The organism is Solibacillus sp. FSL R7-0682 (assembly GCF_038005985.1).
Taxonomy (GTDB): domain Bacteria; phylum Bacillota; class Bacilli; order Bacillales_A; family Planococcaceae; genus Solibacillus.
The window spans coordinates 1,519,388-1,546,018 of record NZ_JBBOUI010000001.1 but is presented as its reverse complement, the minus strand read 5'-3'; the positions used below and the strand labels follow the sequence as shown (position 1 = coordinate 1,546,018).

The 26,631-nt window shown below is 36.0% G+C and carries 37 protein-coding genes; 7 read left to right on the top strand and 30 right to left on the bottom strand.

What is annotated here, in order from left to right; translation table 11 throughout:
* Nucleotide 1: 1 nt before the first annotated feature.
* The 9 genes from MKZ17_RS07825 to MKZ17_RS07785 all read right to left on the bottom strand — a co-directional run bounded on the left by MKZ17_RS07825 (nt 2) and on the right by MKZ17_RS07785 (nt 7,385).
* Entirely contained in the window at nt 2-1,045 is a 1,044-nt protein-coding gene (locus MKZ17_RS07825; RefSeq protein ID WP_340723183.1) for a minor capsid protein, read from the bottom strand.
* Nucleotides 1,029-2,411 carry a phage portal protein gene (locus MKZ17_RS07820; RefSeq protein WP_340723182.1) on the bottom strand — a complete coding sequence of 461 codons (1,383 nt, stop codon included), beginning with the start codon at nt 2,409-2,411 and terminating at the stop codon, nt 1,029-1,031. The genes MKZ17_RS07825 and MKZ17_RS07820 overlap by 17 nt, the downstream gene beginning before the upstream one ends.
* Before the next feature lie 4 nt (nt 2,412-2,415).
* Nucleotides 2,416-3,708, bottom strand: a complete 1,293-nt coding sequence (locus tag MKZ17_RS07815; RefSeq protein WP_445326903.1) for a PBSX family phage terminase large subunit — start codon at nt 3,706-3,708, stop codon at nt 2,416-2,418.
* Nucleotides 3,698-4,189: a terminase small subunit gene (locus tag MKZ17_RS07810; RefSeq protein WP_340723181.1), complete on the bottom strand. Its 492-nt coding sequence runs from the start codon at nt 4,187-4,189 to the stop codon at nt 3,698-3,700. The genes MKZ17_RS07815 and MKZ17_RS07810 overlap by 11 nt, the downstream gene beginning before the upstream one ends.
* A gap of 57 nt (nt 4,190-4,246) precedes the next feature.
* Nucleotides 4,247-5,074: a hypothetical protein gene (locus tag MKZ17_RS07805; protein ID WP_340723180.1), complete on the bottom strand. Its 828-nt coding sequence runs from the start codon at nt 5,072-5,074 to the stop codon at nt 4,247-4,249.
* A 173-nt stretch (nt 5,075-5,247) separates the two neighbouring features.
* Nucleotides 5,248-5,889, bottom strand: coding sequence for a hypothetical protein (locus MKZ17_RS07800; RefSeq protein ID WP_340723179.1), 642 nt, complete (start codon nt 5,887-5,889; stop codon nt 5,248-5,250).
* Between the two features lie 64 nt (nt 5,890-5,953).
* Nucleotides 5,954-6,406 (bottom strand): hypothetical protein, encoded by a 453-nt coding sequence (locus MKZ17_RS07795; RefSeq protein WP_340723178.1) that lies wholly within the window; start codon nt 6,404-6,406, stop codon nt 5,954-5,956.
* A gap of 197 nt (nt 6,407-6,603) precedes the next feature.
* A complete protein-coding gene (locus MKZ17_RS07790) occupies nt 6,604-6,759 on the bottom strand; it encodes a hypothetical protein (RefSeq protein ID WP_340723177.1) in 156 nt (51 codons plus the stop codon).
* A 41-nt stretch (nt 6,760-6,800) separates the two neighbouring features.
* Nucleotides 6,801-7,385, bottom strand: a complete 585-nt coding sequence (locus MKZ17_RS07785; protein ID WP_340723176.1) for a sigma factor-like helix-turn-helix DNA-binding protein — start codon at nt 7,383-7,385, stop codon at nt 6,801-6,803.
* Nucleotides 7,386-7,914: 529 nt separating this feature from the next.
* Here MKZ17_RS07785 and MKZ17_RS07780 point away from each other — a divergent pair.
* Nucleotides 7,915-8,298: a VOC family protein gene (locus MKZ17_RS07780; RefSeq protein ID WP_340723175.1), complete on the top strand. Its 384-nt coding sequence runs from the start codon at nt 7,915-7,917 to the stop codon at nt 8,296-8,298.
* A gap of 130 nt (nt 8,299-8,428) precedes the next feature.
* Here the strand turns inward: MKZ17_RS07780 and MKZ17_RS07775 are convergent, their stop codons facing one another.
* The 14 genes from MKZ17_RS07775 to MKZ17_RS07710 all read right to left on the bottom strand — a co-directional run bounded on the left by MKZ17_RS07775 (nt 8,429) and on the right by MKZ17_RS07710 (nt 18,516).
* Entirely contained in the window at nt 8,429-8,899 is a 471-nt protein-coding gene (locus MKZ17_RS07775) for a Holliday junction resolvase RecU (RefSeq protein WP_340723174.1), read from the bottom strand.
* A gap of 42 nt (nt 8,900-8,941) precedes the next feature.
* Entirely contained in the window at nt 8,942-10,288 is a 1,347-nt protein-coding gene (gene dcm, locus MKZ17_RS07770) for a DNA (cytosine-5-)-methyltransferase (RefSeq protein ID WP_340723173.1), read from the bottom strand.
* Between the two features lie 167 nt (nt 10,289-10,455).
* Nucleotides 10,456-10,719, bottom strand: a complete 264-nt coding sequence (locus MKZ17_RS07765; protein ID WP_340723172.1) for a hypothetical protein — start codon at nt 10,717-10,719, stop codon at nt 10,456-10,458.
* Nucleotides 10,719-11,102, bottom strand: coding sequence for a YopX family protein (locus MKZ17_RS07760; protein WP_340723171.1), 384 nt, complete (start codon nt 11,100-11,102; stop codon nt 10,719-10,721). The genes MKZ17_RS07765 and MKZ17_RS07760 overlap by 1 nt, the downstream gene beginning before the upstream one ends.
* A 2-nt stretch (nt 11,103-11,104) precedes the next feature.
* Complete coding sequence (locus MKZ17_RS07755) at nt 11,105-11,497, bottom strand: molecular chaperone (RefSeq protein WP_340723170.1); 393 nt, start codon at nt 11,495-11,497, stop codon at nt 11,105-11,107.
* A gap of 12 nt (nt 11,498-11,509) precedes the next feature.
* Nucleotides 11,510-11,713, bottom strand: coding sequence for a hypothetical protein (locus tag MKZ17_RS07750; RefSeq protein ID WP_340723169.1), 204 nt, complete (start codon nt 11,711-11,713; stop codon nt 11,510-11,512).
* Nucleotides 11,706-12,716 carry a phage replisome organizer N-terminal domain-containing protein gene (locus MKZ17_RS07745; protein WP_340723168.1) on the bottom strand — a complete coding sequence of 337 codons (1,011 nt, stop codon included), beginning with the start codon at nt 12,714-12,716 and terminating at the stop codon, nt 11,706-11,708. Before MKZ17_RS07745 ends, MKZ17_RS07750 begins: the two co-directional genes overlap by 8 nt.
* A gap of 14 nt (nt 12,717-12,730) precedes the next feature.
* On the bottom strand, nt 12,731-13,432 hold the full coding sequence (locus MKZ17_RS07740; RefSeq protein WP_340723167.1) for an MBL fold metallo-hydrolase: 702 nt from the start codon (nt 13,430-13,432) through the stop codon (nt 12,731-12,733).
* Nucleotides 13,432-14,355, bottom strand: coding sequence for a RecT family recombinase (locus MKZ17_RS07735; RefSeq protein ID WP_340723166.1), 924 nt, complete (start codon nt 14,353-14,355; stop codon nt 13,432-13,434). Before MKZ17_RS07735 ends, MKZ17_RS07740 begins: the two co-directional genes overlap by 1 nt.
* A gap of 1 nt (nt 14,356) precedes the next feature.
* Nucleotides 14,357-16,387 carry a hypothetical protein gene (locus MKZ17_RS07730; RefSeq protein WP_340723165.1) on the bottom strand — a complete coding sequence of 677 codons (2,031 nt, stop codon included), beginning with the start codon at nt 16,385-16,387 and terminating at the stop codon, nt 14,357-14,359.
* Nucleotides 16,388-16,744: 357 nt separating this feature from the next.
* The gene (locus MKZ17_RS07725) at nt 16,745-17,035 is read right to left on the bottom strand and encodes a helix-turn-helix domain-containing protein (RefSeq protein ID WP_340723164.1); all 291 of its coding nucleotides are present in this window, start codon (nt 17,033-17,035) and stop codon (nt 16,745-16,747) included.
* Between the two features lie 198 nt (nt 17,036-17,233).
* Nucleotides 17,234-17,467 (bottom strand): hypothetical protein, encoded by a 234-nt coding sequence (locus MKZ17_RS07720; protein WP_340723163.1) that lies wholly within the window; start codon nt 17,465-17,467, stop codon nt 17,234-17,236.
* A gap of 80 nt (nt 17,468-17,547) precedes the next feature.
* On the bottom strand, nt 17,548-18,270 hold the full coding sequence (locus MKZ17_RS07715; protein ID WP_340723162.1) for an ORF6C domain-containing protein: 723 nt from the start codon (nt 18,268-18,270) through the stop codon (nt 17,548-17,550).
* Nucleotides 18,271-18,282: 12 nt separating this feature from the next.
* Nucleotides 18,283-18,516 (bottom strand): helix-turn-helix transcriptional regulator, encoded by a 234-nt coding sequence (locus tag MKZ17_RS07710; protein WP_445326902.1) that lies wholly within the window; start codon nt 18,514-18,516, stop codon nt 18,283-18,285.
* Between the two features lie 184 nt (nt 18,517-18,700).
* Here MKZ17_RS07710 and MKZ17_RS07705 point away from each other — a divergent pair, with 184 nt between their 5' ends.
* Genes MKZ17_RS07705 through MKZ17_RS07695 form a run of 3 tightly spaced genes read left to right on the top strand, consistent with a single transcriptional unit; the run spans nt 18,701 to nt 19,990 of the window.
* On the top strand, nt 18,701-19,117 hold the full coding sequence (locus MKZ17_RS07705) for a helix-turn-helix domain-containing protein (RefSeq protein ID WP_340723160.1): 417 nt from the start codon (nt 18,701-18,703) through the stop codon (nt 19,115-19,117).
* A 17-nt stretch (nt 19,118-19,134) separates the two neighbouring features.
* Nucleotides 19,135-19,587 (top strand): DUF4231 domain-containing protein, encoded by a 453-nt coding sequence (locus tag MKZ17_RS07700; protein ID WP_340723159.1) that lies wholly within the window; start codon nt 19,135-19,137, stop codon nt 19,585-19,587.
* A gap of 1 nt (nt 19,588) precedes the next feature.
* Nucleotides 19,589-19,990: a TIR domain-containing protein gene (locus MKZ17_RS07695; protein WP_340723158.1), complete on the top strand. Its 402-nt coding sequence runs from the start codon at nt 19,589-19,591 to the stop codon at nt 19,988-19,990.
* Here MKZ17_RS07695 and MKZ17_RS07690 read toward each other — a convergent pair.
* Complete coding sequence (locus MKZ17_RS07690) at nt 19,987-20,178, bottom strand: hypothetical protein (protein WP_340723157.1); 192 nt, start codon at nt 20,176-20,178, stop codon at nt 19,987-19,989. The genes MKZ17_RS07695 and MKZ17_RS07690 overlap by 4 nt on opposite strands.
* Nucleotides 20,179-20,236: 58 nt before the next feature.
* Between MKZ17_RS07690 and MKZ17_RS07685 the strand changes: the two genes are divergently transcribed.
* The 3 genes from MKZ17_RS07685 (at nt 20,237) to MKZ17_RS07675 (ending at nt 22,775) form a co-directional block, all read left to right on the top strand.
* Nucleotides 20,237-20,674 carry an ImmA/IrrE family metallo-endopeptidase gene (locus tag MKZ17_RS07685; RefSeq protein ID WP_340723156.1) on the top strand — a complete coding sequence of 146 codons (438 nt, stop codon included), beginning with the start codon at nt 20,237-20,239 and terminating at the stop codon, nt 20,672-20,674.
* Between the two features lie 49 nt (nt 20,675-20,723).
* Nucleotides 20,724-21,503, top strand: coding sequence for a hypothetical protein (locus tag MKZ17_RS07680; protein ID WP_340723155.1), 780 nt, complete (start codon nt 20,724-20,726; stop codon nt 21,501-21,503).
* 99 nt (nt 21,504-21,602) lie between these two features.
* Entirely contained in the window at nt 21,603-22,775 is a 1,173-nt protein-coding gene (locus MKZ17_RS07675) for a tyrosine-type recombinase/integrase (protein WP_340723154.1), read from the top strand.
* A 209-nt stretch (nt 22,776-22,984) separates the two neighbouring features.
* On the opposite strand, the gene comGF is transcribed toward MKZ17_RS07675, so the two are convergent.
* Genes comGF through comGA form a run of 6 tightly spaced genes read right to left on the bottom strand, consistent with a single transcriptional unit; the run spans nt 22,985 to nt 26,581 of the window.
* Nucleotides 22,985-23,440, bottom strand: coding sequence for a competence type IV pilus minor pilin ComGF (gene comGF / locus MKZ17_RS07670; protein ID WP_340723153.1), 456 nt, complete (start codon nt 23,438-23,440; stop codon nt 22,985-22,987).
* Nucleotides 23,431-23,724 carry a type II secretion system protein gene (locus MKZ17_RS07665; protein ID WP_340723152.1) on the bottom strand — a complete coding sequence of 98 codons (294 nt, stop codon included), beginning with the start codon at nt 23,722-23,724 and terminating at the stop codon, nt 23,431-23,433. Before MKZ17_RS07665 ends, comGF begins: the two co-directional genes overlap by 10 nt.
* On the bottom strand, nt 23,717-24,175 hold the full coding sequence (locus MKZ17_RS07660) for a type II secretion system protein (RefSeq protein ID WP_340723151.1): 459 nt from the start codon (nt 24,173-24,175) through the stop codon (nt 23,717-23,719). Before MKZ17_RS07660 ends, MKZ17_RS07665 begins: the two co-directional genes overlap by 8 nt.
* Nucleotides 24,168-24,494 (bottom strand): competence type IV pilus major pilin ComGC, encoded by a 327-nt coding sequence (comGC, locus tag MKZ17_RS07655; RefSeq protein WP_340723150.1) that lies wholly within the window; start codon nt 24,492-24,494, stop codon nt 24,168-24,170. The genes MKZ17_RS07660 and comGC overlap by 8 nt, the downstream gene beginning before the upstream one ends.
* A gap of 13 nt (nt 24,495-24,507) precedes the next feature.
* Nucleotides 24,508-25,584 carry a competence type IV pilus assembly protein ComGB gene (gene comGB, locus MKZ17_RS07650; RefSeq protein WP_340723149.1) on the bottom strand — a complete coding sequence of 359 codons (1,077 nt, stop codon included), beginning with the start codon at nt 25,582-25,584 and terminating at the stop codon, nt 24,508-24,510.
* Nucleotides 25,565-26,581: a competence type IV pilus ATPase ComGA gene (comGA, locus tag MKZ17_RS07645; protein ID WP_340723148.1), complete on the bottom strand. Its 1,017-nt coding sequence runs from the start codon at nt 26,579-26,581 to the stop codon at nt 25,565-25,567. The genes comGB and comGA overlap by 20 nt, the downstream gene beginning before the upstream one ends.
* Nucleotides 26,582-26,631: the final 50 nt, after the last annotated feature.

Below are 26,631 nucleotides of genomic sequence, written 5' to 3'. Positions count from 1 at the left end.
TTCACCCTACTTTCGCATATTTTTCATACCACTGCTCATACTTCATACTCGCCGGAACTAACTCATTTTTGCCTGTTACAGGATTGCGCGCTCTACGCTGAATATTTTTTAGCGTCTGCGGACCAAAGTAAGCGCGAGTTGTAGAACGACAAAAAACATGCATCGGCGGCATGTTGACTCCTGGCTTTGCGCTCTTGACTTTGTATACTTTCTTATCTTGCTCTTGGCATATTTCAGACGTTCTTAAATCAAGCGTAGCCAAGAACATATACTCTTCTACTTCTGCCTCTTTGTAGCTTTCCATTTCTGCAGCATTAGCCATGTAGGTTGTTTCGGTGCGTATTAGACGACTAGCAGCAAACTTCCCTACATGCATCCGTTCCGCTAAATCTTGAATCATTTTACGTGTGCCGGTTCCTGACATAAAGCCTGCTGTAATCACTTCGCTAATTTGTGATGCCAGCGTATCCGTATTGTCCCAAACTCGCTGACTAAAATGCTTGCCACTCCATGGATTTTTCAAGATTGATTCAATATTACTGGACGGCATAGCAGCAAACTCAAATCCTACCCCTAAACCGCGATGAACATCATACATCGTTCGATAGTAGGCATCCCTTATGGTTTTCATATAGCCTGACGTACTTGCCTGTATTTCTGCATCAGCTATGATTTTGGACTGTAAATAAGCATTTTCTTTCAATGCTTCTAAACGAGTAATTCGGGCTCTGTATGCTGGTGCATTCATTCGAGTAAGGAGCCATCGCTTTATTCGCTTATCCTTAATCTTTGGATAGATTTTCTTTGCAATCCCCAATAAAGGATTCGGAATACGTTGATTAAGAATTTTCTTCGCTTGCTGTGGTGTAAGCTGACCATTTACGCTAAACGTTTCGAATATCTTATCAATTTCAGTTGCAATATCCTGCTGCGCCTTGTCATAAGCCTTATTGACAGTCTTAATGGTTGAATCAGCTGAACGATGGTATTCAGCCATGCGCTCCATTGATCGCTTATCCCAATAGCTGTTACTCCTCTGTTTCATCGTCCGTCACTTCCTCGGGCGGATCCATTGGGAAACCAAATGCGGATTGTTGTTGCTTCAAACGTTCACCTTGCTGGAGCTGCACCTTTTTCATTTCTTCCGCTACGTCCTCAACGAACGGGACTTGTGATAGCAATGTTTCATTACTGACTTCAATTCCAAGTGCCGATAACTCTTGTAATGTGGCTTCATTTTCCGGTAGATTGCGTGTCATCGTAATGAGTGCTCCTGCTATATCAACAGCTTTCGCTTTTACAGTAAGGATATTAGCAAACAGCTTCAATCGTTTTCGCAAACCTTGAATAAAATAGCGCTCCTTAATAACGGCTAACTGCTCCAACCCGAATAACTTATATTTCATGGCCACGCCAGAACTATTAGAGGCAAAGTTTTCATCTGTTAAATTTGGCACCATAGAAAACTCGTGGATATCCGATTGAATAGAATCCTTTAATATTTCCACCTGTGCTTCATTAAGTTGTTTAACTAGCCAATCGGCGTCTGCTCCAACTTCAGGCAATTCTAAAATTCTATGTTTTTTAATCATAGCAGCAGTCTTAGAAGCCTCTTCTTCATCGTCACCGAATGAGACGCCTACCACTTTTAACAGTGCATCTACCAGCTGCTCTTTGTCATTAACACGATCTGATTGGAGCAAATTATAAGCATCAATCAAACTGATTTGCTGCTCAAAGTCGCCCTGTTCTTCTTCGTTGTTCAGAAACTCCGTAATTGGAACTGCGCCCCAATAGTGAGGAATATCGTCAATTAGCGTGAAGTCTTTTGAATCTATCTTTTTGATAAAGTATTCGACTACACTTGTTTCTGAATAGACAAAGACTTTGAAGCCAATCACTTTATTATCGATATCGCGCTTTTCGTAATAGTGAACTCCGAACATCGATTTATATTCAACCGTATCGTCGACAACTAAGAATATCTGCCGAGGATCAATAACGGACACTTTCGGAATTGGTTCCTCATCACTACTCATGAAATAAAGCTCTAATCCACGACCAAATACAGATAAATCTTTCGACAGCTCGGAATCATGAGACACGATATCAATAGCTTTATATGCTTCTGTAATGGCTTCAATCTGTTCGCCCTCGTACTTGATGGGCTTACCAAACACATATCCAGTAGCAATGTCAGTAATGTACTTAGCATGGTTAGCTACTAACTTATTATTAGGCAGCCCCTTATCTTCATCGGATGGACGTTCCAAAATAGCATGCTTGCCTTGATAGTATTCGTCCAATTTGTTCAACCGGATAATGCCTTCCTGGTGTTCCTTGATGCAGCTAGCTATTAGTTCCACTGGAATACCGTTTTCAATCAAACTTTTGTCTCGAATAATCGCCATATTATCACCTCAATCCTAATTTTGATTTGTTGCCAATCGTGATTTTATTACTCTTCTTCATGTCGCCCTCAAACGCATATCGAGTGGCATCAATTGTATGATTATCCTTATCCTCTAAACGTGGCAAAGGATTTCCGTCTTTGTCCGTCTGGTAATCGATATTCTCAAATTCTCGAGCGATATTTGGTGTACGCAATGGGTCAATACAAATAAAATCTAAATCATCAAGCCATTCCTCACCATATTCAACGCTATCAGGACCTTTTTTAACACCATACATTTTCTTAATACCGAGCTCATTCTTTAATTCAGCAATCGATTTAGGTTCGGCACTATCTGCTGCTATGCGGTCAGACTGATAACCCTTTTGCTCTAGTTTTTTGGCAAGTTCACGGTTACTGATTTTCACGCCGTATACTTCATCGATAGCATATATACCGTTTTTCTTCTTGTCGTAATGCCATCGTACAAAAGCCAATGGATCCGTCGCATAACCGAAGTCGACGGCATTTCGAATGTTATCGAATGAAGAAACCATTTCATCAGTTATACAACCTTTTTTGATTTGTAAATTATCAAATGGCACGACACCAGAACCGATTGCCTCGCCGAGGTATTCCCAACGGTAACGCAATTCATTTCGTAGTTTAGCTGCTTCTGCTTCTTCAATAAACTGTTTTGAAATGAATGGGTTATCTAAGTAAGTTGAATGATGAACAAATGTATTTTCAGGTTGAAATGAGCTTTCATATTTCTTATTCACCCAAGATTGCTTACGTTTTGGTGGATTGTATGAGTAAAAAAATTTATAAAAAAGACCATTATCAAGTTCACCACGTAATAGTGAGTTGGTAATAGTAGTAATTTCATCTTCATTTTTAAACTCGGCCATCTCTTCTACCCAAGCAAAAGCAAATGGGAACTCGGCACTTTTTAAAGATTTGATTCTCGCTGGATCTTGTGCACCTCTAAAAATCATATAATTGCCACGTGGAATGTAAGTCACACGCATTGGGCTTTTATTTATTTTAAACAGATGTGCCACACCTTGCTCATGGATGGCCCATTTAATCTGCTCGAATATCGATGTTTCGATAGTGTTATCAACTTTACGAATACCGACTGCATTTGCTGGGTAGCGCATAAGTAACTGGACAAATACATGCGCAATGTCCGATGACTTCCCGCTACCACGACCGCCCTTACAAACGATATGAAGTATTTCCTCTGCCAGTGCCGCATTCCATAATGGATGAAAGGCTTTTGGTATGAGTTCGGAGAGCTTTTTAACCGCCATTGTTATCACCGCTAATGTCGTCAACGAATACTGGCGTAATGTTGGCGTTGATTTCTTGCTTGTCTGTCCACATTGCGTAGCGCTTGCCTAGTAGTTCAGCGGCTTTATTGGCATCTGACAAGCGCGCTGGTATTTCTACAATCTCAACGCTCTCCTCTTTAGTTGTTTGCTTTTTGCCATCAACCCACTTAGATTCCTCTTTAGATACGGTCATTGGAACAAATTCATTAATTTCACGGCGCATTACTTTTGTTAAGTATTCCATCACTTCCGTAGCATCTGCAATCCGCTCAGAAGCGATTTCCTCCATTTTTTCTTTGATATAATTTGAAATGTCATGTTTTGTCAAGTTCTGTTCAGCTATTTGTCTTGCCGACCTTTCACTATATCCTGCTTTAATTGCGGCTTCAGTAGCATTCCCTGTCTGGATATAATAGTCTGCAAAAGCCTGCTGTTTAATTGTTAATTTTCGTTCAATCAATGGCATCACCCCACTATGCTAATTGCTCGTTAAAATAAAAAAGCACCTAAAAAGGCGCTATTTTTTATAAGCTTCGAACAATTCTTTAATATTATCAATGTGCTTCACTGAAACCCCATTTAATATTTCCATAACTTCTTGATTAAACTTTGTTATTATTTGCGTGTATTCTTCACCAAATCCATCTTTATTAATTATATCGATCATATTATTTTTATTTTCGTTTATTAAAGAGTTCAAGCTTTCGATTTCGTTTGTTTCTAAATCTAACCTAGCATACAATATTCTAATCTTAGCAATTTCGATTTCTATTTCAGCTAAGAGTTCACTTTCTCGAAATTGACTTGCCTTTCTATCCATCATTAAAGTTAAAGTAGTTTCATGAATTAAATCTTCTTTGCCGTGTACTATTTTATTATTTTTATAAAATTCTTGTTGCCTAGTTAGATTTAATTTTTCTTGCCCAATATTATTTATTTTTCTAAAAACTTCAATTCTCAATTTAATCAACTTTGTTATTTGTATTAGCGATTGAACCAATTCTTCGTTTATGTTAATTAAAAATAGTTTATGTTCTCGTTCCCTCGTTTTTTTATCATTTAACTCCGCAGAATTATCAATACTATTTTTTTGTTCGGTAAGCAGTTCATAATGTTGTTTATTTTGATTTCCAATTAAGAAAAAAGTAGTAATAACTACTGCAATCATACCGACGATACCACCTAAATAACTACCCCAAAACCCTATCCATGCATCTACTTTCCCTGGAGCAAATTCAAAAATAGAGAATTTCAAAAAGTTAGCGAGAATACCTGGTATAGTTAGTATTATTAAAACAGTAGTAAATACTATTATAATAAGTTTTGTATTTTGTTTTTTGTTCATATACATACCTCCTACTCCATAATATACCAAAACGAAAGGTATTCTTAATTAATTTCTCGAACTTTTAGTGGTATGATATAAAATTATGAAAAAGGGATGAATAATTAGTGATTTGTTTGTTTTGTAATCACCCCATTGTGCTAGTTGCTTTGTGAAATAATAAAGATCGCACTTTATATGCGATCTCTTTCAAAAATACTGTGATTAAATAAACCCTTCGAAACTTCTTTTCCATCTACAAAATATTCGCTTTCTTCGAGCAGCTTATTTGTTTCTTGGATAATCAGCATTACAATCATCCTTGATAACCTGAGCTCTTCTTCATCAAATTTATCTTTTTCTTCTTTAATTAGGTTATCCTTTACAAAATAGTGATGTACATACCTGTATGCAATAGAAAGTTTTAATAATTCTGTAGAAGCATAGCTCGGATTGTCATTTATTTTATCGATAATTAATTTCATTTTTACTTGAGTAATCGGATTATCAATTTCTTCTATTTCTTCTTTAAATCCATTACTGTCAATTTTTATTTTTTTCTGAGACATCCCTATAGAAAGAAAAGGATAATCAATAGGGTCTAAATTCGTTTTTTCATACTTTCTAGTAAAAAAACGAACATATTCGGACTGGATGATAAGTTTATATAATTCCAAGTATAAACCTTCCAATTTTTTATTTGCTAATTCCCTCTTAAAAGATTTAGTATTAATAGAATTATCACTTTGTTTTTTTAATATTTGTAATAAACTATTTATCAATAATGAGATTACAGCTGTAATTATAGCTATAGTTAATGTTTGTTCGAAACTCATAAATAACCCTCCCGTTTCCATAATAAAACAAAGTAGAAGGCTTTTCCTTAACACTTTTTTGCTATTATTGTTTAATTAATTTATTTTCTTTATAAAATATAATAATTCTAATTAATAATAAAACATCTTCCATTTTTCTGTTGTTATTTATAATGTGATTTGAAATAACATTAATGCCAACAATTAATACTAATGTTATGAAAAGTAGAAGTATTGCTAACCCCTCTTTTTTCTCATCTACAGACATTCCTGATGTTACAGTAATAAAACCCAAAAATACTGTAATTAAAATACTAATTGATGTAACTAAAAATGTATTATTCCTACTACTAGAATTAATTTTTTGTTCCAGTGTCCGCTCCATTTCAAGTAAATCTTCTTTGCTTAAATCTGATAATAAAACCTCTTCTAAGTATCTTATATCCTTTTCTTTATGGATATCGAATTTCTTAAGCAATGGATAAAATTGTTTTTTTATTTCTTTAAAATCAAACAATATTTTTATATTTTTCTGCAATTTAATCTCCTCCAAATTAATATTAATTCAATTTGGAAGAAATTGCTTAAACTATTTTCACTCTCAACTGCACGCATCACCGTAGGAAGTAGCAATGCACACTATTCAAAGCCCTACTTCTTCATTTGTTTTTATTTTGTGGTAAAAATAAGTGCTCTTATATATAGGGTAATCGTATGGCAAAATTCTCAAATCGTTTAGTATATAAATTCTTCTACATACCAGTTGTAAAAGTCTTGAAGAACTTCCGCCATTCCTAACTCGCCGTTATCCTCTAATTCTTCCATACGTTTATTTAGTTCATCGATAACTTTGCTTTTATGATTATTTAATTCCTTATGCGCTTCACTCATTTATTTAACATCTCCTTTACCTACACATTTTGGTTAATCAGCTATGCAATATCATCAAACAAACTTTCCTGCGTGCCATGCGTAATATTTGCATGGATTTTTCGCTTAGCCCGACTGTAATAACTCTGTATCGTGCTTTTCGAAACCTCTAGCATTTTAGCGACTTTACTAAATGGTAATAGCTCAGCTTCAATAGCGACGTACACAGCTCTCTCATCTACTGTTAAACCTTTTAATGCGCTGCTGATTTTCTCTTTTCGCTCATTCGCCTTTTTAACTGCGGCATTCACATCACGCATCATAAAGGCTATATAGCTTTGCCACTCCGGCGCATCCACATCTATATCAGCGTAATCTGACTTTATTTTTTCCCTTACTTGAACCAAAAACTCAGGCATCATCATTTCATCATCATTTACATAAGACATATACGTCTGCATATGGTACGGATCCATTGGGTACGAGTCCACTCGAGTAGCTGCCCGATACTCCGCTGGATCATACCCAGTTTCCATCCATTCGATAGCCTGCTTCACCTCTTGGTACATACTACCGCTTGTTACACCCTCTGACTTCATTTGCTTCAACAACTGCTTGTACTCTTCTAATAAATCTTCGAAATACATAAGATTGCCCCCTTATGCTATAATTAGTTGTCACCTAATATTTAGCAAGAGGGAAACCGTAGCGCTTGTACTCGCTGCGGTTTTATTTGTGTTATAATTTACATAAAATACATAATGAGGTAATTGAATGGTTCTATTTGCAGATTTATCGCTCGGTACAAGTTTGTCATATTTCGTACTCCCCATGTTTCTATTGAGCATTGTTATAATTGTTTGTTTAAGCATCTACTCTGCAATATTTAGAAATATTCTCCCTCGTAAAATTCATAATTTCCTTTTAGGTCCCGTAGCATTACTAGGAATGTACATATGGGCCGTTCCAATGGAAACTGGATTCTATGAATTTTTCCGTTCGATATTTTAGCGTTACCCAAACATACGTGCTATACTAGTAGAGTATAGTTTTGCTGACTTGAGTGGTTGCTCAGGTCTTTTTTTATGCCTTTTTACTGTAAATTTTTCAAATAAAAAGGATTTTATCTTCTTCTGTCGAATAATAATTTCAATCAAATTTAAAAGGTGGAATACTGTGAATTCAATTTCTTCTCCAATTACCTGTAAAGTAAATAATGTTTTCATCCATGTTAGCAACCTCAGAAAATCAGCTGAATGGTATAGTGCCTTGCTTGGTATCCCATTTGATAAAAATGTTGTTGAATCTCCCGTTTATAATATCCCTATCTCAGGTGAGACTGGATTAACATTAGACGACCACACTTTCCAACCCAGCTTTAAATTAGCTCCTTCAAATCATGTATTATTTAATTTTTACGTCAAAGATATAGATGAAGCATATATTTATATCAAAAATAAAGGTATAACAGTGGTTAAAGAAATAGAACGAATTGGTGATTTTGCCTACTTTAACTTTCAGGATTTAGACGGAAATGTATTAATGATCTGCAATTGTTAAATTTTTAGAGCAAAGGTTAGACTTATCTACCATTGCTCTTTTTCTAATTACATAATTATGATCAATCACGTAATAACCCGATCCACCACATAAACAACATAATCTATCAATCTACGAATCTTTTTACGCATCAAACCGCCTCCAAATAATGCAACGTGTACCCATCCTTACTTTTCACTTCTGCTGCCATTGTTTCGAATTCAGCAAATGCAATTGAATTACGTCCACCTGTTATTGCCCTCTCCCAAGCCCATTTAAGCGTGCGAAATGGAAGATGGTAGTATTTGTCATATTTACTAAAACGAACTAGTAAAAACGTTACTGCGCCTTTTTCTGACCATGATTTGAGTAAGTCGTACTGATGGAGAGAAATATTGTCTAAAGGAAATGCCGTTTTACTCGTTTGTTTAGCATCAAAGATAATTGCTCTACCATCATAAACACCACTGTAATCCACCCATGTCGGCTTTTCCGTATGACCCACAATTCGGTTACCTGTCAGTTTTAAAATATTTACTGGAGAAGGCACCTTACGGATATCTGCCACCCCAGCATTACGGTATTTATTGTTTGCCATATCAATTATTCGCTCTAGTTGCATTCCTCGATTGCGTGTGATTTGCTGTAAGTCATTTTTTCCCTCCTAGTGAAAATACTTCGCAACGGCTGCTATTACATTGACCGTAACACTATTGCCGGCTTGCTTATATAATTGACTATCTGAGTTAACGGCTGCTGCTCTATCAAATGCCCAATCTGTAAAGCCTTGTAGTCTCCAACATTCGCGAGGTGTTAGTTTTCGAATGTCTACACCATCATCAATACCGAATGTTCCACTATGTGTAGTGCTTGTATTTCCGTTAGCTGTAAGTGTTCCTACGTTGCCGTCAGTACGTTGTTTTTTGTTATACATATCCCAAACGACTACACCCTGCTGACATCCTGTATCAAGCGTATTAGCCATACCTTTACCAACTCGACCTCTACGTGTTTTACTCCCTGGTACAGCTAGATTAATAGAATCACCTTCTATAGCTACATCAAAACCTTGCTTTGTGGCTTCCTTAATCATTACACCGTGTCTATCCTGTACAGTTAACGTAAACATCGGTTCGCCATCTTCTTTGAATCTACGACCATTTTGACGTTTTTCAATTCTGTCTGGTGTAAGAATTGGAATAGCTATTTTTTTTCCCTCGCCATTATTTGTTGTTATTGTAGGTGCTAATCCATCGCTTTTATATACTTGTCCGTTCATACCTCTCCCGCTCGGATGAACATTTCCTACAACTTTTACACATGGTTGTCTGCCACCACCTTGCATCGTGTCTAAGGCTTCGCATGACCCATTAACATCAAAAGTTTGATATACCCTTCTATAGTTAGCGCTGTGTGCTAATCGAATTATTTCAGAACCAATTTTTTCATTTGTTCCTCCGATAGGAAAAACTTCTCGTCCACTTGATCCTCTAAGATGTCCGATAATGAACACCCTTTCCCTGTTTTGCGGGACTCCGAAATCTTTGCTGTTAAGCACTTGCCATTCTGCATTGTACCCCAATTCATCCAACGTATTGAGGATAGTTCCGAAAGTCCTTCCCTCGTCGTGATTGAGTAAGCCTTTGACGTTTTCAAGGAATAAAATGCGTGGTTTGATTTGTTCAGTCGCTCTGGCAATCTCGAAGAATAACGTTCCACGAGTGTCTGAAAATCCTCCTCTTTTTCCTGCGATACTAAATGCCTGACATGGGAACCCTCCGCAAATAACATCGACTGTTCCTCTAAATAATCGAAAATCGTCGTCTGATACAGTTGTAATGTCATGAGCTGTCCACTCTCCTTTTGTATTATGGATTGCTTCGTATGATTTCCGAGCAAATTTATCCCATTCAACATATCCAACGCAATTGTGACCTGCTGCTTCCATTCCTAAACGGAAGCCACCGATGCCTGCGAATAGGTCTAGAAATTTTAAATTCTTTTGAATCATTGCCCTATCACTCCTAACCCACCGCAATTCCATGCTTATTTTTAACAACCCTATGCTTGGACTTGCCCCTGTCCCTTAAATTCTGCTGCCACCTCATAAGATAGCCATTTTCTAGATACTCTTGTATTTCCTGATCATTTAAATCACCAGCAACAAAGCACCCTCGTCTAACTAGCTCGACGTACCGCATCAACTGTCACCTCATTCACTGAATAAAATGCCTCAATCAAAAATGGAACATTAAACTGCAAATGAACACGAATGTAATGTTGTTCCGACACACAATGGTAAAGGTGAATCGAATGATCATGGTTGCGCATGGTACCCTTGAATCGGTACACATGCCCTTCAAACTCAATTTCTTTTGCTACTGTTGAATAGTTGTCGTACATTTCCTCGCGGCTTTGATATTTTTGTAATGTTACTGGCATTATTGCGCCTCCAATAGTTCGGGATTTTCGTAAATGTTGCCAACACAAACTAATGAATCGTCGTATTCAAGTACATCTGACAACAATTCGATGCCATGATAAAAAGCGCCATTTTCAAAAGTTACAGCCTTTACGTGTTTTGTTTCGAATGTTATATGTCCTGAGTTCGGGTCGTACATATCATGACTTACTGTATATTGATATAAATCCCCCTCATAAATCTCACGACCGTTTTTATCCTTTAATCCTGTGTATTGCATAACATGGATTTTTTTATCTTCACCATTTAACACGCTGCCTAATGTATCATCGACTTTCATATGTTCCCAAACCACAAGCTTATTTGAATACTCACTCCAAGCACGAAACTTAATATCCCGCATCCCTACACCCCCAACAACTGCTCATAAGCATTTTCAAATTCACGGCAAAACATCTCTTTAACATCCAACGGCTTGAAAAACGGAACAACCTTGCAAGTTTTATTCAATGCTTTATGAATTGCTAGTTGTACCTCTTCATGAGCTACGATGCCAAATAAGCCCTCTCGCTTAATCTCACCTGTTGTATAGATTGATTGGTCATCGTAAACTACGAAATCGATGTAGCGAACAACATTGAGGAAGCTGCCCCCATGTGTCATTTCAATTTGTAACGGATTCTTTAAAGAAATAATCTTATTTTTAAATCCAAACTGGATGCCCCCAGCTGGAATGTAAATGACTTTGTTTTTATCGGTCTCTACAATATGGTCAACTTTTAAGAACTCTAGCTTCACAACTACTCCCCCTTATGCTTCTAACATAACCCCTGTTTTCGCAATCACTCGGTATGGTCGTCCATACTGCTTTTCAACCTGCTCACGTGTCATTCCATGCTCTAAACGCAAATGTGCTTTTGTAATTATGTCACCTACATGAATACATCCTTCTACTGGACAACGTGCTCGCTCATTTGCCATTGCACTCCAGTATTCAACGCGACGTTTATGCATTCGAAGCCCCTCCCAACTTAGCCAATACTTTATCTCGTTCAGCTTCAAAGTCGATTGGCTCGTTATTTACTGGTGGCTTTTGCTGCTTTTCTTGCTGGCGCTTATCAAACCACTCAGGTACGTTTTCAGTGCGGTGATTACCATGTGAGCGATTCTTTCGGGATTGCTGAGCTTCAAATTGAGCAACTAAGGCATTTACGTCTTGTAAGGTCTTTACGCCTTTACTGTGCCATTTCTTTAAGATGCCCTCAGCATAAGACCAACTAACGCAATTTCGTTCTATAGCGATTTGCATGGCATGTACAACTAGTTCGTCAGAAAGATCATCACACCAGGCAAGAATCTTTTGTCTTGTAATATCATTCATGGTTAATCCAAAACCATTTTGAGCATAAAAATTGAATGGATTTACTACTGCTACTACTTCTTTTGGAAGCGAAGCTAATACCGCTTCTTCTTGTTGTAGTATTTCTTTTTCTTTATCTAGATCTATTTCTAATTCTTTATCTAATTCTTTATCTAATTCTTTATCTATATCTGTTCCGTCACGTGACGTCACGCTAACGTCACTAGATATTTCTTGTGACGTATCATTCGGTGCTTGCAAAGACTGTTGCTTTTTACGTTCGCGATATTTACGATTACGTTCTGCTGTTTGTAAACGAACCTTTTCCATACCGTCAATGTTTTGGTGTTTCTCCCAGTTCGAGATGCAAATACGCTCATTTTCATCAACTTCAATCATTTTGTAGCGCTGTAAAATTTGTATTGCATAACGCACCTTTTCAAGTGGTCTGTTAAAAATAATAGCCATTTCCTCAATGTTCATTGGTATATCCTCAGCGATCATAATGTAGCCACTACAATTGACTTTGCCAGCATAAGCAAGCAGCTTCACCCAAACAACCAAGATGCCATCGCCCTCTGGCATACGTTCGATTAGCTTTATTTTTTCATCATCAAACATGTCTGTTTTCAGCTTAATCCAAGTAATTTCAGCCATTGCCCTAGCCCTCCTTATGGAATGTAAATTAATTTGCCCGTTGCCCTTGCGACTGTTTTAAAAATCCGTTCTACATTACTGTTGTTATCTGATAAATGGAGTAAGTGAATTTCCTCCACCTTTGTTAAATCATTTGCTTTAAAGAATTCAACAAGGTTTTCTAATCCAAAATGGGAACGCATGACACGCTTTTTCATTGCTGGATGAATGTGACCTGATGCTACATTTTCATCAAGTGTCTGTTGATCGTAATTACACTCAATCATCAAGTGTGTAAGTCCTGTGAATTTGTATTTGATGTAATACGTATCTGTAGCAAAGAGAAGCTTGTCACCGTTATCTGATTGAAGTAAAAATCCTAATGGTTCGTTTACGTCATGCTGCACATCAAAAGGTAATATGGTCCATGTTCCAATGCGGAATTGCTCTTTACTTCTAATGATGCGAATTTGTGCGTTATCTAAGCCCACACCGTCTTTCGTACCCTGTGACATATAAATTGTCATGCCACGTTTTAGACAACCTTCGACGCCTTTGCAGTGGTCTTGGTGCTCATGCGTTACGAGAACACCTTCTATTTCAGAAGTCTTAAATTCGAGCCCTTTATGAATTGCTGTGAAGCTAATACCTGCCTCCAGTAGTAAGGCTGTACTGCCATCGGACACCCGATAGCAGTTGCCTTTTGATCCGGTTGCAATTGTACGAATTTCAATCATTAAAAACTTGGTCCATCTTCATTTAAAAGTTCTTGTTGTTCATATTCCGCAATAATTTCTGGCTCTTGTTTATGTGTTAGTGGCTCTTTTACTTGTGTAATATCTAGTTCTTCCGTATTTGCATTTTGAGCAATTTCTTCCTGGACCTCTTGCACATCCCCCATATCTTTAACTTGAGGCTCAAATTCGTTTTCCGTCGTACGATTGATTGCGTCAAGTAATATTTCACTGTCATCAGAAGTGAATAAGAATGCTTTGGAAGCCCTGTTAATCACCGTACGTTTCGCCATTTCCTGTGGGTACTTATCTTGAACTGATTTGTTACTTGATTGGGACCATGATGTTAAAATTTCATCCATCGTCATTACCGTTAAAAATTGGCGACCAACCTCGTGCTCTACGATACAATAAGCACCTTCGATATCTTCTTTCTTACCTGTAGCAGCCTTCCAATTAGCCTTGTGTAATTTAAAAGCTAGTTGACCTCGTTCGTTGTATTCGACTTCGAACTCTTCACCTTTCCAAATAACATTGGCCCAAATATCTTTAATACCGATTAGGCGCTTAATTACTGCCTGTGTTCCATGGTAAGAGCGTTGGAATTGAAGCTTACCGCCGTAATTAATGAAGTAACCTTGTTTTTTAGCGACTGATAAACCTTGAATTGCCATATCTTGTAGTGCAAAAGCTACCGAATCGGGTGTTACTTGCTCAATTATTGGCGTTTTATTTTTAAAATCGACTGCTGTTAAAGTAAAGAATGCTGCTTGTAGCGCATTTTCCACTGAATAATTACTCGGTAAATTGATTTGTCCTAACTGCTGCATTTCTGCAATTTTTTTGGCTGCTGTCGTAACGAAAGCGTTTTGCTTTTCCTTTGGTATTACGTGAACTTGCTGCTGATTAGTTACACCGTTTGACATATTACATAGCCTCCTTCAATTCGATTGGATCTAATTCAACACGTAATTTCTTGTCCTTCTCACTTACCACCAAGCTAATTAGTTGAGTGTCCACATCGATAAACTTGGTTACAGCCTCAGCATTATCCACGAAAATTGGAGCAAGGATGCCGTAATGAGCTGATAAAGTATTAATGATGTCTAAACCGACATTGATTTTAGCAGCGTTATTTAAGCCAGAGCCGTATGGTACGCCTTCGTATAATGTTTCGCATACTTCATTCAGCCCGCCATTTACTTGCTCTTCGAATAACTTGAAACGAGCGTATTTAAACTTGCTGTTGATGCGCTCAGTGAGCATTTCAACTTTTTTACGCGTGAATGTTTCAATAAGGAATAGATTACCTTCCAATTCCTCATACTCTTCTGCTAGACGCTTTTGGTCTGCTTCTAATTCAGCAATACGTTTGCGTTGGTTTTCTGCGTTTACAAGTTGTCCTAGTTCAGCATTAACCCCTTGCTTTTCTTGCTCTAGCTCACAGATATTTGCATCAATCTCTGCGACAACCTCATTCGCATTCAATTTCATTTTTGCGATTTCTTCATTAACTGAATGAATTTGATTTGTAAGTTGCTTATATTCATCCGATTCAGTAATATCTGGAACAGTTGATTGTGCTTGCTGAAGCTTTTCGTTAAATTTCGAAAGCTCTTTTTCAGCTGTAGCTAATTTGTCGTTAAGTTCAAATGATTTTGGTGTTAAAGTTGATTCAAGCTTCGAGTTAATAACTTTAATTTTTTCGTTAAAATGAGCATTATGGCTAGCGAGCGCTTTTCCCTTGTCATTAATTAATGCAAGTTTTGCTGTACGTTGTTCGTTGAATTGAGCAAGTGCCTCATTGCGTGCTGCCTCAACTTGATCAATTGGTAAGGATTGTTTGCAGGTTGGACATTCGTTGCAGTCATACTCATGAATAAATTCGGTTGCTCTCACCTTCGAATATTCAGTGCGTAGCTCACTCATTACTTGTTCATTTTTTGTAACTGCAAGCTCGCATTCTTTAATTTCGCGTTCTGCAACGTCTTTCTCCATATCATTCATACGAATTTCCGATTTAATAATTTGCACATTGCCTTGTAGCTCCTGAATGCGCGTTTGTAGCTTGTAAATTTCTTGTTTGCTATCTGCTTCAAACGTGCGCTTGAAGTCGTTTAACTGCATCTCTAGCTCTTTCATTTGGTGTTGCTTATCCAGTAATGCCGTACCGTTCGTTACGGTATAGCGCTGGTCTTTTAATCCGTTTATTTCTGTTTCTAAATGCTCCACCTTCGCTTTTAAAGCTTCTGCGTTCACTAGTACTTCTGGAATCATTTTATGGATTTCATCAATGCGCACCGGGATTTTTTCTAACTCGTCATTGATCTGCCTTTTCTTGCTGGCAATTATCTTTTTCATATCCTCGATAGACTTACCGCTCAGGACATCATTTAACTTCGCTAATGCTGAATCTGATGCAATTACATCCTCGTCTGATATGTCCCCACAAACTGCTAATAAAATATTCCGGCGGTCTTGCCATTTAACATTTTCATTAAAATACGTTGGTGAAGTTAAAAGCTTGAATACGTCCTCTTGTACAATTGATTCGACTTTTGCAACGTACTCTTTTTTGCTAACTGGCACATCGTCTACAAAGTGATCTGTTGTGTAACCACCGAATTCTTTTTGCGCTTGTCCACGTTTTTTCGTCCATTTTTCTTTGTAGATTTTTTTCAACTGGACCTCGATACCATCAACTAGGAAGGTCCCTTCGACCGTGTGCTCAAGGTTGTGTACTTTATGTCCCGAACCAGTTAATGTTTGAATCGCAAATTTCGAATCATTGTTGCTATCCTTATCGAAAAGGAGCCAAAGAAAAGCATCAAACACTGTTGTTTTACCTGTAGCGTTATCACCATAAATGCGTGCGTTTTCACGTTTAACATCAACACTAAGTTGATTGATGCCTTTAAAATTGCGTAATTTCATTACGATTAATTCTATTTTCTTCATAATTTACTTCCTCCTGTGATATAATTTCGTTAAATTATGTTTTTCAAAGCCACTGTTCTCAGCAGTGGTTTTTTTGATGGACATTCCCATCAAGCAACACATAGTCAATGGCCTAGCCGCACTTATTTTGGGAGGATGCGGTCTGCTATGTGCTGCTTGACGAGAGCGAGAAGAATGTCTCGCACTGTCTGTTAAAATTTGATATAATATATTAAGAACTTAATGTAATTTCTGCCGTTAAATCATTGCAGTGATTTAGCGGTTTTTTTGTGCGATAAAATACAGTATTTGCAAGCGTTGTTTGACTGTTAATAGTCTCCAAACTCTAGGTTTGATACGCATCCTTTTCATCTCCTTCTACATAAAAAGCTGTGTAGCATCTAACACTGGGATAAACGCTGGTACTAAAGAAAGTACCTGTGAAGCATTTGCAAAGATGTCTGTACCAAATAAAACAATTGCAGCTTGTACCTCACTATTTGTCTCCCGAACCCACCGAGTGAAAGTTTCAAGATCAATCACTTTACGACCAGTTTCATATTTAGAAACATGGGATTGTGTCATGTTTAGCTTTTGCGCCATTTCTGTTTGTGTGATGTTAGCGCGCTCACGAAAATCCTTTAAATGTCTTGCGAAATCAGCAACCACTATGTCCACCTCCCTCCCATACCGATAGTCCATTTCCGACTATTCCAGTTAAGACTAAATTGACTAAAACATATTGAAATGAGATATATTAAATTAAGCAAGTTAACTTGCCATTGAGCAATTGCCCTAGCTCTTCTAAAAGCCGATTGCCCTCGGCTATATGGTCTTGAAGCAATCGCACCTGCCCGTGCAAATCTTTTAAATAGACCATTCATTTAACATGATTTCTCGGATTGCGTTGCGGGTCTCTTTGGCTAACCAAACACGTTTGCCCCGTGTTTTGCCTCGACGTTGCCAACGTAATATCCGTGGATCATGTAAAAAATATTCTTTTAACATATCTTCTTTGAACCTAGTGATACGGATTAGATCTTCTATTTCGTAAACTAACGGTTCATCGAGATTTTCAATTTCTTCATGGTTTTCTACCATCAAAATCCCTCCGTTTCATCTGAACGATAAATCCCTCGTAATACAGTTTCTAACTTAAGGCGCTAACAAAGCGCCTTCCTCTATTGAACTAATTTCAAATGCGTCTGATTGTTATAAGAATCGATTTCCATTGCCATCGATGTATCTGGACGCCAAATTGCTATATATTTCACTGCTTCATCAAAACGCGCTTTTGGTAAATCTGTTGAACGAGGTAAAACAAAATGACGTTTAAAATCACCCCATAATTTTGCAAATACTTTTCGACTCAAGGCGTTATAAGCTGGTGAATTATAACCGCCAAGCGCTTCCATAACTTTTGCCTTTCCCTGGGATTTGATAGCAAATTCTTGACGACCATCGATGCGCATTGTGTCAAAAAGTACTTGAACATTTTCTTTCACTTCTACGACTTCATTTTTTAATGCTTCGACATCTTCTGCTGCCTCAATTGTTAATTTCATTGCGGCCATAAGTTGCTCTTTTTCAGATAAAACTTTAGGTTGTTGTAATTGCTGCTCCATTTCATTAAAACGGTCGATGTACTTAACAGCGAACTGGGTACCTTTCTCTCCAGTCATTCTAGTTCCGTATAATTCGCAACCATTCTTCGTTATCAAGTAACACGGGAATTCTTTGTTTTGACTGTTTTTGTATGTTGATTCGATAAAATAGGACTGGGGTAAAATCCCCTCACCTAACTGCGAAATAATACGTCTAATATCTTTTAAAACTTCATTGTGTTCACGAAGAACCATCTGTGCTACTTCTAAACTTGAAATGTTACGTTGTAACTGACTCATCTAATAAACCTCCTAAGCTAATTTTTTGATACATTTCGTATCATTTTCTTTTAAAAAAATATCAGGAAACAATTCCTTCATTGATAAATCGAAAAACTCCTCAAATTTAATCATTAATGTAATGGATGGATTACGAGAACCCCTTTCTAATTTTCTAACATATACTTCAGAAATCCCTAATTGTTTAGCTAGATCAATTTGAGTTAATTTATGTTGTTTACGTTTTTCAATTAATTTCTTTCTCAAAATTTTCACCTCCTTCCTGATACATTTCGTATCTTTAAATAGAATATATCAGATACATTTCGTATCGTCAACTGTTTTTGATACTTTTTGTATCATTTGTTTTCTTTGGATACTATTTGTATCTATCAATGTGTATAATCATTTACAAATATATGTTCTTATTAATGAATGTGAGGAGAATTTTGTGCTACAAGAAAACCTTAAAAAATTACGGGGTAAACAAACTCAAGAAGAAGTTGCAAAAAAATTGGGTATCTCTAGAGCTAGATATTCTCATTACGAAAACGGCATACGAGAACCTGATAATGAACTACTACAAGCAATAGCAAACCTATATGAGATTTCTGTTGATTCTTTATTAGGAAGAAATGAAAATTCATCAAATATAAATGCAAAATTATTAAAAGGTGAAAAGGACATTGCAAAACGGCTTGAACAATTCAAAGAAGAACTCGAAACCAGCGACGGCTTAGCCTTCGATGGTGAACCGATGTCCGATGAAGCAAAAGAATCATTATTAGAATCAATGGAATATATTTTTAGACAAACTCAAAAAATCAACAAGAAGTTTACACCTAAGAAATATCGTGAGAATGATTAATTTTTAGGAGGATATAAGTGCCTAATCAAAACACAGAGAACTTAGAATCAGAGTACTTTAAAAAACGAGTTGAAGAACAAATAGGTTGGTATGATGAAAAAAGTATCCATCATCAAAAGGTTTACAAAGGGATTAAACGTAGTCAAATAATCCTGACAGCTTTAATACCTTTTTCAGCTGCTTTAGTTCCAACTTTCGAATGGATTTTATATATTATTAGCGGTATAGGTGTGTTAGTTACTGTATTAGAAGGTTTTTTAGCTTTAGGAAAGCATCATGAAAACTGGATTGAATTTCGCGGAATTTGCGAAACATTAAAGCGAGAAAAGTATATGTATCAAGGAAAAGCCGGCGTATACTCCGAGAACTCCGAATTTAATTTCTTAGTTGAAAGAATAGAAACAATTATTTCAAAAGAAAATATAAATTGGGCTAACTTAAATCACGGAGATAACAAAGGGGGAAAATAATTTGGCAAAAAAATTATTCGTTAGTTATAGAGCAGACAATGAAGGTACAAAATACAAAAACTTATTGGTGGCTTGGTCTAAAAATGACAGTGGCCATTTTGATATCAAATTTGACGACAGTTCTGTTGGGGTTTCTATAAATTCAACAAACGCAAATTACATTAAACAAGTAATAAAAGGGAAGATTTCTGATTCTCCGACTTTTTTACTTTTAATTGGGAAAGACACTCATAATAGTGAATGGGTATCTTGGGAAATCGAACAAGCAAAAGCATTAAATAAAAAATTAGTTGCTGTTAAAATTGACAAAGACTATACTTCACCATCAGAGATTTTAAATTCCGGTGCTAGTTGGGCAATGTCATTTACTTATGACGCTATAAAAAAAGCAATCGATAATTAATCTTCGACTGCTTCATAAGTTTTAAAAAATATATCAGGCTTTACTGGATACCGTTCACCTTCTATACCTGTAACAATCCAGTCACCTATATCCGCTTTCATTGTACCTTCTAAAGTTTCAATATATAATACTTTATCTGTTTTATAAGCTCTTACTTTTATAGGTTTTTTTACAAATTCTTTTGACACACTAACACCACCTTTTAAATATATTATATACCCACTTTACAAGAAATGAAGTGATTGCATGTGGATTAGAGAAAGAACTATACAACTAAAGCAAAAACATCAGACCAGTTGTCCATATAAAATAGCTGAAAACTTAAAAATACATGTTTTACAGCATGATTTACATCACGAAATAAACGGTTATTACAAATATGATCGTAGAAACCAATTCATTGTTATCAATGATAATTTAGATGAAAACTTACAGAGAGTTGTTTGTGCACATGAACTTGGCCATGCAATACTACATAAACACGTTAATACACCGTTTATGCGTTCAAACACTTTTTTTTCCGTCAGCAAAATTGAACGTGAAGCCAATCAGTTTGCTGCAGAACTACTAATTCCTGATGAAATCGATTATGAAGTTGAATCTGTTCATCACTTATCCTCAATACATAACGTACCAATTGAAATAGCAAAATTAAAGTACTTGTGTAGAGAGGTTTTATTATAAATTTAAATAGAACATATATTCTACTTATTGAAAATTGGAGATGTTGTTTATGGATGAATTTTTAAAATCTATCACAAATAATAAAGAGATAATTACTCTCGTATTTACTGCAATTTCTTTTTTTGGGTTAAGAAATTTGTTTACATTTATAACCTCAAACTCATTAGAAAGACAGTTCTATACTAAAGAAAATAAATTCACTTTCACTATACTAAATTATTTCCTTTTATTTATCTTTTCTCCTACATTCGTATTTATTAGTTGGTCAATAAGTCTCCCAGAAATAAATAATTTTCTATTCAAGTACCTTGGATGGATATTACTTATTTATGTATTATTAGTGTCCATAATAGTTACAAGAAGAAATTCAATAAAAAAAAAATCTGTATTAAATTTAATACTAAAACTTAAATTGAATAAATTATTATTTAACTCTAAATTATCTTCGCTTTTATTTATTTTATATATCCTATTCACTCTAGTTTTATGCGGATTAGTAAATTCAACAATCATTTTAGAGGACTCTAGTGTAAAACTACGTTCCGAAATATTATTACTTTTTGTCGCTATAGAACTTTACATTATCTTTATATCAATTAGATTTGGAACTAATACAAATCTTAACAAATCTATTCCCGTAATCATTAAGATGGAAAATGGCGATATTTATGAAAATCATTATATTTATTATCCTACAAAGAATAATTTTTTACTTATTGGTAAAGAAAGTGAATCTATTTTGTGTTCGGAACCTATCTTAATACCTATAAATAAAATTGCATTTTGCAAACAAATAAATCACATTGTTCAATCAAAAAAAGAACTTTAATTACTTACATAACCAAACAATTTTTAGGAGGTGATGTAATAGGTTATCTCAACGATGCAATCGCACCTGCCCGTGCATAAAAGAATTGAGGTAATCAAAATGGCAAGACAAAAAATGATAAAAACAAAAAAAGAAAGCATCTATAAATATAACGATGCTACAGGAGTAACAAAATACGCATATCGTTACAAGTATTTTGACAAATTCCAAAAACGTCGAGAAAAAACGCAACAAGGATTTTCCACTGAGCAAGAAGCAGAAAGAGCTTTAATTTCAATCAAAGCTGATATCTTAGACGGAAATGAAAGTTATGTTGAATCCGCTAATTATACATTAGTGGATTGGCTTCAGATTTGGGTAAATGCAAATAAAAAGAAGTGGCGTACTGGAACATACGAATTATATGAACGACATATGAGAATTCATATTATTCCTTTAATAGGAAAAGTAAAATTAAATAAGATCACCAACATGGTTATGCAGCGTGATTTGATTAATCCGCTAATTGAAAAAGGGTTATCGCAAAGGACATTAAAGAGTATAGCTAGAATTGTATTAGCTTCAATTAATAGCGCGGTTGAGGAACGAGTTATCCGAGATAATCCAATTACTAAATTAGATTTCGGTAAATTAAATGGGAAAAAAGGTGATAATCATTTTTCAGAGGAAGAATTAAAGATATTTTTAAACCATGTGTATAAGACTGAACCTACTACTTATTACACCATTTTTTTAACACTTGGTATGTCAGGTATTCGAAAAGGCGAATTAGCTGGGTTACGTTGGTCTGATATTGATTTTGATAACAATACAATTACAGTTGATAGGACACGCGCAAATAAAAAAGTTGGTCCTCCTAAATCAGATAATGGCTACAGAACTATTACGGTTAATAAAATCCTTATTAATCAATTAAAAAAATACAAAGTATGGTGCATCCAGAGTAAGTGGGAAAAGCAAATGACTTTAGAGAAAGATGATTATGTATTTATTGATCGTTACAAATTCAAACCAATTAGCGACACATATGTAAATGATGCATTGGATTCGCTGTTAGATGATTGTGAATATGATTTACCACGAATCACACCTCACGGTTTCCGACATACTTTTGCATCTATCTTAATCGCTAATAAAGTTCCGGTTGTGTCGGTTGCGAAAATTATTGGTGATCACCCAACAACAGTGATGAATGTATACGCACATTCACTGAGTAGAGTTGAGGAAGAAACAGTCGAATTTTTCAATCGTTTTAACATTGGCGAAAGCTAATTTTAATCACTTTATTTGCTTTTTGGGGTACAGTTTGGGGTACACCCCTAACTCGTACCCTCTAAACGTAGCTATCTCAACGTTTATGAAGGATTTCCAATGAATTATAGGTATTTAATTGCGCAAAATATGCATTTCTATAGAGTAATGATACACCTGTAACGACAAATAAGAGAATAACTGCTAGAGGAAAAACAACGCCTTTTTCATTAAGGTGCTTTTGGTAATACCATTTTCCGTTCTCGAGTGGTGCCATCCTCCATCACTACTTTCATCAATATCTCGTTTCCTTTTACTACTAAATCCCAATCTTTCACATAAGGAAGCATTATTTCATTACCACCTCTATTTGTTGTTTTACGAAGATGCTTGTCGGATTTTCCAACTATAAAGTAACGTCCGTCTACGTCATCGATCATCTCCAGCTGTAATTGTTTTGTTCCTATGACAATGCCTGAAGCCGAGAATTCATTATATTGATGTAAATCATATATAAATAATTCCCAATTCACTTCGTCCTTCATGTCATCTAGTGCATAAATATGATGAAACCATATTATTATTAGTAAACTAATGGATGCAAACAGAATGAAAATTAGTAATTGAAATAAGCTTTCTAACAAGGTAAAACCCCGCTCATTCTGTATGATTGACCTTATACGCACTTTTCAATCACATCCTCGTCCACTAAATAAGTCACACAAATACTCCCTCCGCTATATGACCAAGTAAAAAGGGTATCGTCTATTACTTGCTCCCCTTCAACTTCACCATAGCGACTATAGGATAATGCCCCATTAAAGGCTACTTCAGCTGCATTTGTCTGGATTTTTTGAAGGGCCATTTCTTGCCGCATCGAAACGGTAATGGGGATAAGTGTGGTTGTTAAGAAAAATAAAATAACAACCGCAAGTAAAGATTCGACAAATGAAAAGCCGCGTTCACTCATACACAACATTTCTTAATACAATTCTTCCTTTCCCAATATTAATGGAATAGCTATATGACACATCATCGAAATGGTAGCTCATAGAACCAAATGCTTGTAAATTCCCGTTCGTCTTAAACCTAACTTGGGAATTTGGCGCAGAAACGTAAAGAAGGACATAATCTGGTAAACTTTCCGAGTAAAAGGATTTCCCCGTACTTTGCTGCCTCACATTTACCATTGTTCGATTAAGCACTTCAAATATATATGGATCTTCTTCTTCAACGGATTTCATTTGTGCCATACGGAAAACAAGTTCGATTTGATTCATAATTTGATAATGGATGTGCTTTGTCAGCTTTTCTTGGGAAATAAATACTAAAACGCTACATATCACCATAGTGACTGATAAAACGATAAGCATTTCTAGCATTGTAAAGCCACGTTCATCATTAACCATTCTCTTAATCATTCGAACTAGCATCTCCAGTAGTGCCTTCTACTTTACCTTCCGCTGTGATTACTATTTGTGCACCATTCGGACATTCTTTATTATGCTCCTGTAAATAACCACTATTTACTAAATCTTCAACAGAGCTAGGATACTTTTTTTCTTCAAGTTTATACGCTTCCACTTGGCCTTGTACCATTAGTACATACGCATCACATCCCTTTTTATCAATTGATGCAAAGTGTTTTGATACATTTGGAATTGTTACTAAAATTAATACTGAAATAATTAATAAAACTACAAGCATTTCAACTAATGTAAAACCACGTTCATTATGCAATTACTACACCCTCCTAGATAAAATCAAGTACGTCATACATCGGGATTAAAATACTTAAATACGCTGCAATGACACAAATAGCGATAATGATAAATAGTAACGGCTGAATTACTCCTAATAATAGACGGATTATTGCTTGCAATCGCTCATCTAACAGCTCGCAATACAATATGAGCTCCCTCCCTAATAACCCACTTGCTTCTCCATGGGCAATGAAATGTTCAAACTTCGGATAAAAATAGCCGACTTGTTTTACTGCACTCGCTAACGATTCACCCCATATTACTCTCTTTTGCAACACTTCCGATACATAGGCAATTTGTTTTTGATGCTGTTGATTGTTTAAATGTTCAAACGCTTGCTGCATAGAAAAGCCCGCCATTAGCAAATTCCCTAATACCCTTGAAAATTGTCGTGTCAAAACAAGTCTCCAAAACAATCCGATAAACGGAAGGCGAAATAAGAGTTTTAACTGTAAATCAATTCGTTTTTTTCGGATATAAACGAAATACAAAAAAAGAAGGAAACATGTAATCAATGTGACTCCGACAATATAATCTGGTAAATGCAAGAAGAACGTTGACCATTGTATACTTGAGGAAACTTCACTAGTAGCTCTTGTTGTGACCATTGAAGACATATTCGGTAAAAAGTAAGTACGGAAGGCAAAGAATAAAAAGGTAATAAAAAGAAAGAGTATAATCGGATAGGTTAATACTTTAAGTAGTTTAGATTTTGATTCTCTTTGGAAAATTAGTTGCTTAGAAACAATCAGTACGGTTTCTTGAAGTTGCCCTGTTAGTTCGGCTAATTCAATCGATACTAAATATTGTTTTTCTAGTCCTAGAATTTGAAGAACTTGCGTCGCATTTCCCCCACTATTTAAAATCGATGTAATTTCTTGTTGTACCCGTTCATAATGTTTCGCGTGATAGGGTAATAACATTTCGATACAATGAGCAAATGTATACCCTTCACTTAATAGCGTGCTCATCCTATCTAAAAATGTAGCTAAATCCGCAACACTTTTTTGTGTTTTCTTTTGGGAAAGAGCAAAATTCAAACGCTCTTTAATAAGCGTTATATTCATACTGCATCTCCTGTAACCTTGCTAGTTGACCTCGTAGTGTTTGCTGATGTGGTAATGAATATGGCTGCTTATTGGATAGGTGATGGATTGCCATTTGCAACTGATCCTCTGCTAAGATTTCAAATAATGCCTTATATTGCATGTCGTTCGTTGTTACTAAGCTTTGTGTGACAACAGCAAGTATCATTTGTCTCATATCTTCAATCGAAACAGATAGATCGACTAAACGGTACAAACAATTAATCGTATCCTTCGCATGTATCGTAGAAATAACTAGATGGCCACTTAAAGATGCCTCAATTGCAATTTTAGCGGTTTCTCGATCACGAATTTCTCCAATCATAATTACTTCAGGTGAATGCCGCAATATCGCTTTTAGTCCCGCCGAGTAAGTAACACCTGCGCGCTCATTCACTTGAATTTGTAGAAGTTGTTCTTGCGTACTTTCAACCGGATCTTCTAAAGAGATGACATGGCGAGATAAATCCTTTGCACAGTATTGTAATAATGAATAAAGAGTTGTTGTCTTACCGGAGCCTGTTGGACCACTTATAAGCAACAATCCACTGGATGTATTTAGCAACGAACATAGTTGCATGGCACTTTCGGGAAAATGGCAAAGAGAATGGATTGGCAACGAATAATTTTGCTTTAATAAACGAATCGCCAAGCTTTCTTTAAGAAAAGCTGAGGGTAATGTAGAGATTCGAAACGAATACATCACGTCTTGTACTGTCCGCTGAAATGCACCACTTTGAGGCTTCCGTTTTTCACTAATATCTAATGAAGATAAATATTTATAAAAACTAATCATTCGCACAGCCAAATCTTCTGGCAGCTGAGCAACTTGCGTAAACTGACCATATTTTCGAAAAAACAATAAATAATCATGTTCACGAGGTAATAAATGAACATCTGAAGCACCAAATTCACTTGCTTCTTCTAACAAGCGAAGACTTTTTTGCTCAACTATTGACTCTTGTTCGATCGTATTCACCTCATTTATCGATTTTATTTGTTACGAACCGCAAACCGAGCTTAGCGTTA